This is a genomic window from Microbulbifer sp. ABE4_465 (assembly GCF_056160765.1).
Genome location: NZ_JBSWXV010000011.1, coordinates 86,583 through 99,236 on the forward strand (window position 1 = coordinate 86,583; position 12,654 = coordinate 99,236).

Below are 12,654 nucleotides of genomic sequence, written 5' to 3' on the forward strand. Positions count from 1 at the left end.
GTATTTAAGAGTGCTTCGTTGCCAGTCCTGTGGCGGTCCTGGAGCTGGTGCCCCTTTCCGAGACACGCCGTAAACCCATCCCTGGGGGCTCGGCTGCGGCCGTCCTGGCCGCAGACGGTCTCGGAAAGGGGCACCAGCCCCAGAACCTTCCCGTATAGCGCGGGAATATTACGTACCTATGTCGGTAAGCGTAGTTAGTCGTCAGAAGTCGCGGTTAGTGACGGAAGTGGCGCATACCGGTAAACACCATCGCCATACCGTGCTCGTCCGCTGCGGCGATGACTTCTTCGTCGCGCATGGAGCCACCGGGCTGGATCACGGCGCTGATGCCTACCTTGGCGGCGTTGTCGATGCCGTCGCGGAAGGGGAAGAAGGCGTCGGAGGCCATAACGGCGCCCTTCACTTCGAGGCCGGCGTGTTCGGCTTTGATGGCGGCGATGCGGGCGGAGTTGACGCGGCTCATCTGGCCGGCGCCGACGCCGATGGTGCGGCCGTCTTTGGCGTAGATGATGGCGTTGGATTTGACCATCTTGGCGACTTTCCAGGCGAACAGCAGTTCGTCCAGTTGTTCGTCAGAGGGCTGTACCTTGGTGACCACTTTGAGGTCTTCCCTGGCGACCATGCCGTTGTCTTTTTCCTGTACCAGTAAACCACCGGTGACGCGCTTGTAGTCGAAGGCGGTGGGGCGGGTGCTGTCCCATTCGCCGCATTCCAGCAGGCGTACGTTCTTTTTCGCAGACACGGCCTGGGCGGCTTCGGCGCTGACTTTGGGGGCGATGATGACTTCGGAGAACTGCTTGTCGACGATCAGCTGGGCGGTCTCGGCGTCCAGTTCGCGGTTGAAGGCGATGATGCCGCCGAAGGCGGATTCCGGGTCGGTGGCGAAGGCCAGTTCGTAGGCGGTCTTGATGTCCGCTGCTACGGCCACACCGCAGGGGTTGGCGTGTTTGACGATGACGCAGGCGGGTTCGTCGAACAGTTTGACGGTTTCCAGGGCGGCGTCGGTGTCGGCGACGTTGTTGAAGGAGAGTTCCTTGCCCTGCAGCTGGCTGGCGGTGGAGACGGACGCTTCTTCAGCATCGGCTTCCACATAGAAGGCCGCTTTCTGGTGCGGGTTCTCACCGTAGCGCATGTCCTGGGCTTTTTCGTACTGGACGTTGAAGGTGTTGGGAAACTCGCGGGCTTCGTTTGACGTGTTACGCGCGCCGAAGTGGTTGGCGATCATGCCGTCATACTGGGCGGTGTGTTCGAAGGCCTGCACCATCAGGTCGTAGCGGGTTTCGTAGCCCAGCTGACCGCCGCCCGCTTTCATTTCCTCGATCACGGTGTCGTAGCTGTGGGCGTTGACCACGATGGCGACGTCTTTGTGATTCTTGGCCGCGGAGCGAACCATGGTAGGGCCGCCGATGTCGATGTTTTCGATGGCGGTGGGCAGGTCGCAGTTGGGATCGGCGACGGTGGCCTTGAACGGATAGAGGTTGACCACGACCATGTCGATGGGCTTGATGCCGTGTTCATCCATTACCGCGTCGTCTTTGCCGCGACGGCCAAGGATGCCGCCGTGCACTTTCGGGTGCAGGGTTTTGACGCGGCCGTCCATCATTTCCGGGAAACCGGTGTAGTCGGAAACTTCCACCACCGGAATGCCGGCTTCGCCCAGCTGGCGGTAGGTACCACCGGTGGAGAGGATCTCCACGCCCATGGAGGAGAGTTCGCGGGCAAATTCCACAATGCCGGTTTTGTCGGAAACGCTGATCAGCGCGCGGCGAATGGCCACCTTGTCAGTCATAGCTGTTGGTCCGTCGTAGTTTCTGAAAAGGGTAATTGTTTACGAAGTCGCTAAGTCAGAATCGAAGCCAAAGTGCTGGGTACGGAATTTCGAAACCGTCGGTGCCAAGGATGGCACCGCCGGAGCTACATGGATGTATTTATGCGATTTCGAAATTCCGTACCCAGTGGTTTGGCGCCACTGCACCGGATCTGAAGTGCTGAGCGGGCAAATTGCATCATTAGCAAATAGCGAGGGGGGATGAGCCTGGCCCATCCCCCCTCGTCGAATTTTTACCGCTCCGGCCTGTGTCTGCCGGTAGCGGCGGGTCGCCTTACAGCAGACCGTAGCGCTTGAGCTTCTTGCGCAGGGTACCCCGGTTGAGGCCCAGCAGCTGTGCGGCGCGAGTCTGGTTGTGGCGGGTGTGCTTCATCACCACTTCCAGCATCGGCGCTTCAATCTCGGACAGCACCATATCGTACACATCGGTCACCATCTGACCGTCCAGGTGACGGAAGTAGTTTTCCATCGCCTGTTCAACCGCATCGCGCAAGGCCTGCGGTTGTTGTAGTTGAGTCTGGCCCCCAGTGGATACCACATCGCTGGTATCCGGAATCAGTGCTTCGTTAGTCATGCCGCTTTTGCCCCTCTAGTTATTCGGCGTTCAAACCACTCACGAACGCTGGCATGTTGTGCTTCTGCGCTTTCTAATTGGTTAAAGGTCTTGCGAAAGTCCTCGCTGTCCGCGAGTGTTTTCACGTACCAGCCCACGTGCTTGCGAGCGATACGTACCCCCATAACCTCACCGTAGAAACGGTGCAGTTCACTCAGGTGAGTGCTTAATATATCCCTGACTTCATCCAGTGAGGGCTCCGGCAGCTGCTCCCCTGTTGCCAGGAAGTGCGCAATCTCCCGAAAAATCCATGGACGTCCCTGAGCCGCGCGGCCAATCATGACCGCTTTGGCGCCGGTGTAGTCCAACACCATGCGGGCCTTTTCCGCGCCGGTAATATCGCCGTTGGCAAAGACAGGTATCTTTACCGCGGACACAATCTCGGCAATGGTATCGAATTCGGCCTGGCCATGGTAGCCACAGGCGCGGGTGCGTCCGTGAACTGCCAGGGCAGAAATTCCGAGATCCTCGGCCATCTTGGCCACCGTTACCCCGTTGCGGCTATCCGTGCACCAGCCAGTGCGAATTTTCAGCGTCACTGGGACTGAGACGGATGAAACCACCGCTTCCAGAATGTCGGCGACCAGTTTTTCGTCGCGCAGCAGGGCGGAACCCGCCGCTTTTTTGCACACCTTTTTCGCCGGGCAGCCCATGTTGATATCGATGATCTGGGCGCCGCGCTCGACGTTTGCCCGCGCTGCGTCCGCCATCATATCCGGGTCGCCACCGGCTATCTGTACCGAAATGGGCCCAGCCTCACCCGCGTGATCCAGGCGCATGCGTGATTTGCGGCTGTTCCACAGGCTGGTGTCGGAGGTAACCATCTCGGAAACCACGAGACCGGCGCCGAGCTCTCGGCACAATTTGCGGAAGGGGCGATCGGTAACGCCGGCCATTGGCGCCAGAATCACTGGCGCCTTTATTGTGTAAGGGCCTATGGCGAAGCTGCCTGGCTTTTCCGTGGGCAACTTGCCCTCCCGCGGGTCTGGTCTCATTCGGTGTCAAAGAGCGGCCTATGATAGCGGCTGCCCGCCGGCTGGAAAAGCGAAAAAGCGCGCAAATTGTTCGATGGCTGGTCGTTTAGGGCGAACTTTGTGCAAATTTTTGTCGGTTTTGCCGCCAGCACACCCGCTCGGTTCGCGGGCGCGGGATGGGGTTTCGGTGGAAGCCGGGCTTACTGCGGCGAAATACGCAGTTCGTAGTTCACGGCTTCCGCCCCGGGATCGACGATATCGAGCGCGATATGCACCGGGTTACCCGCGGGCATCAGGCGGCGCCCGGAGAGCTCATCACGCAAGTAGTCCTGAGGGCTGAAGCGACGGCTGGCCACCGGCGTGTTCTTCAGGTCAGTGAAGCGCAATTGCAGGGTGGGGAAAGGCTGGTCAAAGGGGGCCCGGTTCAGCAGCACCGCTTCCACCGCCAGGGCACCAGCGATTTGCGGGTGGCTGCGCACTACCAGGTTGGCGGTGTGGATGGCATTGATATCCACTTGTGGTGGCAGGGTACAGCCGACGATGGGGCATACCTGGGCATAGAGGTCGCGCCACGGGTCCCGTTTGCTGAGGGTGTCGAACTGGAAGTAGGCAGCCTGCGCGACGAGGCCGAGCAGCAGCACAACCGAACCCAGCGCCCACAGCCAAACCGGTACCCGATTGTGACGTTTGGGCTGCCAGGTGACCTCGATGGGGGCGGGACCGATGGCTGAGATCAGCTGGTCTTTGGGTAACAGGGGTGCGGCTTCAAGTTGCCCGGTGTCCAGGTGGCGCTGGTCCAGCTCCGCAGCATCGAGGTTGCCATCTGGCAGGGCGCTGAATGGTTCTTCCCCCGCGGGAGAGGTGTCAGGCTCTTCCGGGGCGAAAAAGTCGTGCTCCTCGGCCGGGGTGATGCTGTCTTTGGGGGGCTGGTGCTGGTCGGCGAAGAGGTCTTCTTCCGGTTGCAGTGCCGGCGGTTTGGCATCGATACCGCTGGATTCTTCACGGGCGATTTCTTCTGCCCACGGGTCTTCGGAGACGGCGCCGAGCTGGTCTATCTCGGATTCGATGTCTAGTTGCTCGCCGTGGTCGCTGACTTTTTCGCTATCGAGGTCCTGCCACTGCTGTTCACCGAAGGCGTCGTCGATCAGGGGACTCTGGCGCTCTTCTTTCTTCTCTTCTGTTTTGGGCGGCTGGGCCTTCTGCTCGGCTTTTTTGGGCCGCGGCAGGTCTTCGTCGTCGTCGCCGTCGAGGTCAATATCATCGTGGATGAGGAAGTCGTCGTCTTCGAGCAGTTCTTCGATGGCTTTCTTGGTCGCCGGCTGCGGGTCCCCCTCGTTGAAGACGATATTCTCGTCGGCGCGGAATACCTGCAGGCAGGAACCACAGCGCACGGCGCCACGGGCGGCGCGCAGCTGTTGTTCGCTGACGTGAAATGAGGTGCTGCAGTGGGGGCAGCGGGTGACCAGTTGCGACATGGAATTCGACGATTATTGCTTTAGCGGGGGAGTTTATCAGCCCCGTGCCCTCTGGCGTAGTGCTGTGGCCCGGGAGCTGCGTTGTTGCTTGGGTGGCGGCGCTGCTGCCGATGGTCCTTTGCGGGACACGCTACAAGCACCCGCAAGCGGGCCCGGCCGCCAATCAAGATTGGCGTCGTTCGGCTGCGCGCGAAGCAGTGCTTCGCAAACGCTTGCCCCACCCATCTGCGCTCGGACACGGCCATCCATGGCCGCGTAAGGTCCCGCAAAGGACCATCGGCATCAGCGCCTTAGCGTTTGGCTTCGGTCTACTACCTAGCCCTTGTACCGCTCAGGCGCACCCACTCTTCTTTTTCGCCATTCTGATCAAAGTCGATCCACTGGCTGTAGGCGCTTTTTACCTTCTCAGCTTGGCTATTGAGAATGCCCGACAGGCAGATACGACCGCCGACCTTGGTGCGCTCTACCAGCTGCGGTGCCAGCTCGACCAGCGGGCCGGCGAGGATATTGGCGAGCATGATGTCGGCACTGGACTTCTCCGGTTTGGGGGCCTTTTCCGGCAGGTAAACCGGGAAACGCTCGGGATCCAGGCCGTTGCGCACCGCGTTGTCGCGGCTGGCGAGCAGGGCCTGGGGATCGATGTCGGTGCCCATGGCGGATTCGGCGCCGAGCAGCAGTGCGCCGATGCCGAGAATGCCGGAGCCGCAGCCGAAGTCGACCGCGGTTTTACCTTTTACCGGCTCGCCGGCCAGCCATTGCAGGCACAGGAAGGTGGTGGGATGGGTGCCGGTGCCGAAGGCTAGGCCAGGGTCGAGCATGATGTTGACGGCTTGCGGCGCTGGCGGTTCGCACCAGCTGGGGCAGATCCACAGGTTGTCGGCACACTGGATGGGTTTGTAGTGGCTCATCCACTCCCGTTCCCAATCTTTGTCTTCCAACTGTTCCCAGCGGGCGTTGGGGAGGAGTTCGCAAAGGTAGGAGGCTGCTTTGGCTTCGGTGACGCTGGTGTCTACTTCGGCGTCGAACAGGCCGGTGACGAGGGTTTCGTCCCACAGAGGTGTTTCGCCGAGGCCGGGCTCGAGGATGGGTTGGTCGGCATTGTCTTGCAGGGTGACGGAGACTGCGCCGGCGAACAGCAGGGCATTTTCGATCTTCTCGGCCTGTTCGCGGTTGGTGTTCACTCTTAGTTGGAGCCAGGGCATTGGGTTCGTCCGGGTTTTGTGGTCTTTGGGTGCTCGGATAGTTCGTGGCGTCACCCCTGCCGGTAAGACTTTGCGGGACACGCCGTAAACCCATCCCTGGGGGCTCGGCTGCGGCCATCCGGGCCGCAGACGGTCCCGCAAAGTCTTACCGGCAGGGGCGACTTCCATTCGAAATTCGGTGCATTCTACAAGTGAACTGGGAAGCTAACAGGGTAGGGAGGGAATTGCTGAAGGGAAAGTGCCGGGGATCCATTTTCAAAAGCGTCGGCGACAGGACGTCGCCGCCGCAGCGCCCATGGATGGGTTCACAGCGGTTTTGAAAATGGATACCCGGTGCTTTTCCGCCACGGAGGCTAACCAAAACAGCTTACCTCCGGGGCGGGTAAAGAACCCGAGAGAATTATTCGAGCCCCAGTTTCTTCTCGAGGTAGTGGATGTTCACCCCACCCTTGGCAAATTCCGCATCGCGGACCAGTTCTTCCTGTAGAGGAATGTTGGTCTTGATGCCGGTGATGATCGTCTCGCTCAGCGCTACACGCATCCGCGCCAGGGCGGTTTCGCGGTCTTCGGCGTGGGTGATGATCTTGGCGATCATGGAATCGTAATTGGGTGGCACCGAATAACCGGAGTAAAGGTGTGAATCCACGCGTACACCCAGGCCGCCCGGCGCGTGGAAGTTTTCCACCTTGCCGGGGCTCGGGAAGAAGGTCTTCGGGTCTTCTGCATTGATACGGCACTCGAAAGAGTGGCCGGTGATCTTGATGTCTTCCTGTTTGAAAGACAGCTTCTCACCCGCACAAACACGGATCTGTTCCTTAATCAGGTCAACGCCGGTCACCATCTCGGACACCGGGTGCTCCACCTGAATACGGGTGTTCATCTCGATAAAGTAGAAACGCTCGTCTTCGTACAGGAACTCGAAGGTACCGGCACCGCGATAGCCGATATCGATACACGCCTGCACACAGGCGTCCTGCACGTCTTTGCGCACCTTGTCCGGGATGCCCGGCGCCGGGGCTTCTTCCAGCACCTTCTGGTGGCGGCGTTGCAGGGAGCAGTCGCGGTCGCCGAAGTTGACCGCATTGCCCTGGCCGTCGGACATCACCTGGATTTCCACGTGGCGCGGGTTCTGCAGGAATTTTTCCATGTACACGGTGCTGTCGCCAAAGGCGGCACCGGCTTCGGACTTGGTCACCGAGATAGCGTTGATCAGAGCGCCCTCACTGTGCACCACGCGCATACCGCGGCCACCACCGCCAGCGGCGGCCTTGATGATCACCGGCAGGCCGATACGACGGGCGATTTCCAGGCACTTCTCACCGTCGTCCGGCAGCGGGCCGTCGGAGCCCGGTACCGTGGGTACGCCGGCCTTTTTCATCGCGGCGATGGCGGAAACCTTGTCGCCCATCAGGCGAATGGTGTCCGCGTCCGGGCCAATAAAGGTGAAGCCGCTTTTCTGCACCTGCTCGGCGAAGTCCGCGTTCTCGGCCAGGAAACCGTAGCCCGGGTGCACGGCAACCGAGTCGGTGATTTCCATCGCCGCGATGATCGCAGGAATATTCAGGTAGCTCTGGGGAGACGGGTTGGGGCCGATGCATACGGCCTCGTCCGCCAGGCGCACGTGCTTCAGGTCGCGGTCGATCTGGGAGTGCACCGCCACGGTGGCAATGCCCATTTCCTTACAGGCGCGCAGCACCCGCAGGGCGATCTCGCCGCGGTTGGCAATCAGTATTTTCTCAAACATGCGTAAACGCCCCCGCTCAGGAAATGACGACGAGCGGCTGATCAAACTCTACCGGTTGACCGTCTTCCACCAGGATGGATTCGATGGTGCCAGCTTTGTCGGCTTCGATCTGGTTCATCATCTTCATGGCTTCGACGATGCAGATCACGTCGCCGACTTTTACCTGCTGGCCCACTTTTACAAACGGGTCGGCGCCCGGGCTGGAGGCGGCGTAGAAGGTACCCACCATCGGGGATTTCACCGGGTGGCCAGTCAGCGCCGGTACGGATTCTGCGGCGGGCTCTGCCGGTGCGGCGGCCGGTGCCGGAGCGGCGGGGGCCTGCGGCGCCATTGGGGCAGCCATCGGCATGGCCATCTGCGGCATCTGCATGGCGGCGGCGCCACTGGTGCCGCGGCTGATGCGCACGGACTCTTCGCCCTCTTTAATTTCCAGTTCGCCGATATCGGACTCTTCGAGCAGTTCGATCAGCTTCTTGATTTTGCGGATATCCATAACGTTCACTCTCGATTTTTTGATTGCTGGTTCCCCGGCGCGCAGCCGGGGAATGAAAAATCTGTATTGCCTTTGTACGGGGTAGTGCTTAGTTCAGCCGCTTGAGGGCCGCCTCAAGGGCCAAAGTGTAGCTATCTGCACCGAACCCGCAGATAACACCCTGCGCCAGATCGGATAAATACGAATGGTGGCGGAAAGCTTCACGGGCGTGGGGGTTGGACAGGTGCACTTCGATAAACGGGATCGATACGCCCGCCAGGGCATCGCGCAGGGCGATGCTGGTGTGGGTAAAGGCGGCGGGGTTGATGACGATAAAGTCCACCTTGTCGGCGAATGCCCGGTGGATGCGCTCTACCAGCTCGCCCTCGTGGTTGCTCTGCAGGCTGTCGAATTCACAGCCGGCGGCAGCGCACTGGGCGCGGGCGGCTTCGTCGATCTGGGCAAGTGTGGTGGAGCCGTAGATGGTCGGCTCGCGGGTGCCCAGCAGGTTCAGATTGGGGCCGTGTAGCAACAGCAGTTTCGCCATTCTGTGCCTCGCTCTATGCCTCGCCCGCAGATTTGGAGGGGCGCGCGAAATTGTGACTAAAATCCGGAAAAAGTCATGTAACTGCCCGGAAAACAACGTCAAACGGCAGATTTACCGAAATTGCGCCGGAGTTTGCCGCAAAAGTGACCCTCTGTCCATGCCTCAAATGTCAAAATAGAGAAGTTGCGCGCAGTTCGCCGAAATTCGCGCCCTAATTAGCGCAAAGTTTTAAGAGGGGTGGCTGCTTCACCTATTTGAATGGCTGGAATGACGGTGGTCTGGGCTGATTCTGTGGCAGTGGCGCTACAGGCGGTAAATGTGTGGCGCCGGCGGCATTGCTGCCCGCCGGCTTTCGGGAGGCTGTTGGCGTTGGTTTTACCGGCTTTCCACAACCGCTTGGTCGCTGACAGCGTTGCGCATGGCGGTCAGCAGTCCATCGCGGGTGAGTATCTGCGGCAGTATCTGGGGCTCACCGCCACCGGCGGGGAACAGCAGGTAGAGAGGCACGCTGGAGCGGCCGTAATGGGCCAGCAATTCGGTGATCTGCGGGTCCTGGTTGGTCCAGTCCCCTTTCAGCGCGGTGAAACCCATGTCGCCAACGGCGGCCTTGATGGCGTCGCTGGACAGCACCACTTTCTCGTTGGCCAGGCAGGTGATGCACCAGGCAGCGGTCATATTGATCAGTACCGGGCGGCCTTCGCTGCGCGCGCTTTCCAGCGCTTCCGGGGAGTAGGCTTGCCAGTAATCGCTTTTGCTCTGGGCCAGTTGACCGGGTGCGGTGCTCAGGTTGGGCAGTACCCAAACCGCGCCGGCGATTGCCGCAATGGCGACGCCGCTGCGCAGCCAGCGCTTACCGTTAAAGGTGGCCGCTGGCCACAGCCACAGGGCGAAGGCGATGGCCACGGCACCGGCGAGTACCAGTGCCACGCCATCGCTACCGGTCTGGCGTCCCAGAACCCACAGCAGCCAGACCGCGGTCAGGTACATGGGGAAGGCCAGCAGCTGCTTCAGGGTGTCCATCCACGGGCCGGGGCGCGGCAGGCGCTGGGCCAGGGCGGGAATATAGGTGAGCAGCAGGAAGGGTGCGGCCATGCCGAAGCCCAGTGCCGCAAAGACCGCCAGCGCGATGGGTGCCGGCTGGGTAACCGCAAAGCCGAGGGCGGAACCCATCAGCGGCGCGGTGCAGGGGCTGGCAACCACCGTGGCCAGTGCGCCGGTGGAGAAGGAGCCGCCGAGGCCCTTGCTCTCGCTACCGGCGCCAAGGCCCATCAGGTGGCCGCCAAATTCGGTCAGCCCGGACAGGCTGAGCCCCATGGCGAAGAACAGATACGCCAGCGCGGCGACCACCACCGGAGACTGCAACTGGAAGCCCCAGCCTACCGCTTCACCAGCGGTGCGCAGCGTAAGCATCAATGCCGCAATCAGCAGGAAGGTGGCCACCACGCCGGCGGTATAGGACCAGCCGTGCAGGTGCTGGCGGTCGCCGTTGTGGGTAATCGCCAGGGCTTTGATCGAGAGTACCGGGAACACGCAGGGCATCAGGTTCAGCAGCAGACCGCCGCCGAAGGCCAGTGCCATGGCCAGTAGCAGGCTGCCACCGCTACTGCCCGCCGTACTGGTGGCTTGCAGGGGCTTGGCGGTGTTTGTGGTTGCGCTGCCGCCGGAGCCAAATCCACCGCTGCCTTCAATGGCGGTCGCGGTTTTCTGTGTCAGGTCCAGTTCGAAGTTGCGTATCTGCGGCGGATAGCAGAGCCCCGCATCAGCGCAGCCCTGGTAGTGCACCTGTACCTGGGCTCTGCCTGTTCCACTAGCCAGTGCCAGGGGTACCTCCAGTTGCCAGCGATAGACTTCGGTTTCTTTTTCGAAGTAGTCATCCCAGATGACTTCACCGGCCTCAAGGGTAAGAGGCAGCTCGCGCTTGTTATCGCCGTCCACCAGGTACACCGAGAGCTTGTCCCTGTAGAGGTAGTATTCCGGTGCAATCTGGAACAATGCAGTGGCATTGCCGTCGGAGAGAAGGAAGTCCAGCTGGTATGCCTGGTCCACCGGCAGGAATTCATCCTGCCCGCTACTGAGAGCTGCGAACGGATTGTCGGACGCGCGGGCTGGGGTGGTCAGCACCAGGCCCAGCAGCAGCGCGGCGAGCATGGCCGCGGCTGCGGTGATCAGGCGGGCTCGCAGCCCCTGCCTGCCCGGGCTCAGGTGTTGGAAATAATCTCCGACGCTGTATGTCTTCGCAGTCATTGGCAATAAAATTCTTTATAGTCGAGCTGAATTGGACTGTTGTGGCCGGCCGGTGTTCCCTCGGGAACAGAGTGGCTTCGCTGGAGTGACTGGCGCCTCTTGCAGCGATAGGGGCCGAGCGCAGGCAGTATAGCGGTGGTCTTGGTACAAAAAAACAACAGTGGCTGCTGCGGCCACTGCCTGCGTGGAGGTGGTTATCAGAAAGTTGATATCGGTCGCAATTCGGAAGCGGGTTGGCAGGGCTCGGTACTTGGGTGCCGTGCGTCGTATGCCGGCGCCATCCAGATTGACGGTTTGCCTCGCCCTTGCATTGCTCGCGGGGTGCGCGACGCCACCGCCGGAACCGCCTCCGCCAGTGGTTGCGCCGCCGCCCCCGTCGGGACCCAGTCAGGAACAAATCCGCGCGCGCACCGTCCGCCATTTTCTCGGGCGCGCGGAAGAAGCGCAGCGGGAGGGTTTTATTACCATGCCGGCGGGTGCCAGCGCCTACGATTTTTACCTGCAGGTGCTGCAACTGGACCCGGGCAACACCCAGGCCGCGGCCGGTATCCAGACTCTGGTCATGCAACTTGTGGATCAGGCCCGGGATGCGTTGCGCCAGCGTTCGTTTGGACGGGTGAACAGCCTGCTGAACACCGCCGATGAGATCGCCCCGGGCAACCCGCTGTCTGCCGAAGTGCGCAAGCAGGCGCAGCGGGAGCAGCAGCGCGCCCGCGAGGACGTCACCCTGGATGGTCCGGGTGCGCAGACGGTTGCCCTGCCGCCTGCTGAGCTGTCGGCCCGCTCTGAAGCCATGGTGCAGATACTCACCGGTATCGCGCAGCGTATTCGGCAGCATCAGTTGCGGGTCATTATTGTTGCGCGGGATGACAGTGAGGGGCGCTGGATCTACGGGCAGTTGCGCCAGGCCGTGCCCGGTTACCGTGTGCGCGGTGATATAAAACTCGGCAATCCACCCCGATTACTGTTACAAAAGAGCCCGTGATCTTTGGATGCGAGGGAAGAAGCATAATGACAAGAATCCACTCCTTGATTGCCGTGTGCATGACGGTCTGTTTGGCTGTTGTGGCCCGGGCCGATACTCCGCTCGCAGCAGGCGCAAGCGCATCGACGGTCGATGCGCTCGGGTATGCCAGAGAAATGCCTCCCGGCGCACCGATGGGGGCGGCCTATCTGCATCTGCGTAATCGCGGTGACAGCGCGCGAACACTCGCGCATATTGCGTTGCCCGGCCACCCCGGAGCTCGGATTGAGCTGCACACCACTCAGCAGGTCAATGGTGTGAGCAAAATGCGGCCAGTGAAGGAAATTTCTGTCCCCGGCAACGGGACCCTTGAAATGCGCCCGGGTGCCACCCACCTGATGGTGCACGGCGTGCGTCTGAAGGCGGGTGACACGCTTGAGCTCCAGTTGATCTTTGTCGACGGTGGCAGCCAAAAACTGAAGCTGCCTGTGCTGGGGCTGAACGACTCTCTACCCGCGGGCATAAGCGGGGGTGAGGTGGAGGAGCACCACCACCATCATCATGGTCACGGGTAGATAAAATCGGGTTCCG

Annotated in this window: 11 protein-coding genes; 2 read left to right on the forward strand and 9 right to left on the reverse strand. The window is 61.2% G+C overall.

Annotated elements, in window-relative coordinates; translation table 11 throughout:
• Positions 1–214: 214 nt before the first annotated feature.
• From purH to ACXAG1_RS15600, 9 genes are all read right to left on the reverse strand, one after another.
• Entirely contained in the window at positions 215–1,789 is a 1,575-nt protein-coding gene (gene purH / locus ACXAG1_RS15560) for a bifunctional phosphoribosylaminoimidazolecarboxamide formyltransferase/IMP cyclohydrolase (protein ID WP_475120206.1), read from the reverse strand.
• A gap of 313 nt (positions 1,790–2,102) precedes the next feature.
• The gene (fis, locus tag ACXAG1_RS15565; RefSeq protein ID WP_226704799.1) at positions 2,103–2,402 is read right to left on the reverse strand and encodes a DNA-binding transcriptional regulator Fis; all 300 of its coding nucleotides are present in this window, start codon (positions 2,400–2,402) and stop codon (positions 2,103–2,105) included.
• A complete protein-coding gene (gene dusB, locus ACXAG1_RS15570; protein ID WP_475120207.1) occupies positions 2,399–3,436 on the reverse strand; it encodes a tRNA dihydrouridine synthase DusB in 1,038 nt (345 codons plus the stop codon). The genes fis and dusB overlap by 4 nt, the downstream gene beginning before the upstream one ends.
• Before the next feature lie 179 nt (positions 3,437–3,615).
• On the reverse strand, positions 3,616–4,890 hold the full coding sequence (locus ACXAG1_RS15575) for a DUF3426 domain-containing protein (RefSeq protein WP_475120208.1): 1,275 nt from the start codon (positions 4,888–4,890) through the stop codon (positions 3,616–3,618).
• 311 nt (positions 4,891–5,201) lie between these two features.
• Positions 5,202–6,092, reverse strand: coding sequence for a 50S ribosomal protein L11 methyltransferase (gene prmA / locus ACXAG1_RS15580; RefSeq protein WP_475090918.1), 891 nt, complete (start codon positions 6,090–6,092; stop codon positions 5,202–5,204).
• A 400-nt stretch (positions 6,093–6,492) separates the two neighbouring features.
• Positions 6,493–7,836 (reverse strand): acetyl-CoA carboxylase biotin carboxylase subunit, encoded by a 1,344-nt coding sequence (accC, locus tag ACXAG1_RS15585; RefSeq protein WP_475090917.1) that lies wholly within the window; start codon positions 7,834–7,836, stop codon positions 6,493–6,495.
• Between the two features lie 16 nt (positions 7,837–7,852).
• Positions 7,853–8,329, reverse strand: a complete 477-nt coding sequence (gene accB / locus ACXAG1_RS15590) for an acetyl-CoA carboxylase biotin carboxyl carrier protein (protein WP_475090916.1) — start codon at positions 8,327–8,329, stop codon at positions 7,853–7,855.
• A gap of 88 nt (positions 8,330–8,417) precedes the next feature.
• The gene (gene aroQ / locus ACXAG1_RS15595; protein ID WP_475090914.1) at positions 8,418–8,855 is read right to left on the reverse strand and encodes a type II 3-dehydroquinate dehydratase; all 438 of its coding nucleotides are present in this window, start codon (positions 8,853–8,855) and stop codon (positions 8,418–8,420) included.
• 375 nt (positions 8,856–9,230) lie between these two features.
• Positions 9,231–11,099 carry a protein-disulfide reductase DsbD family protein gene (locus ACXAG1_RS15600; RefSeq protein WP_475090912.1) on the reverse strand — a complete coding sequence of 623 codons (1,869 nt, stop codon included), beginning with the start codon at positions 11,097–11,099 and terminating at the stop codon, positions 9,231–9,233.
• 355 nt (positions 11,100–11,454) lie between these two features.
• Between ACXAG1_RS15600 and ACXAG1_RS15605 the strand changes: the two genes are divergently transcribed.
• Positions 11,455–12,084 (forward strand): N-acetylglucosaminyltransferase, encoded by a 630-nt coding sequence (locus ACXAG1_RS15605; protein WP_475120209.1) that lies wholly within the window; start codon positions 11,455–11,457, stop codon positions 12,082–12,084.
• A gap of 26 nt (positions 12,085–12,110) precedes the next feature.
• Positions 12,111–12,638: a copper chaperone PCu(A)C gene (locus ACXAG1_RS15610; RefSeq protein WP_475090909.1), complete on the forward strand. Its 528-nt coding sequence runs from the start codon at positions 12,111–12,113 to the stop codon at positions 12,636–12,638.
• Positions 12,639–12,654 lie beyond the last annotated feature (16 nt).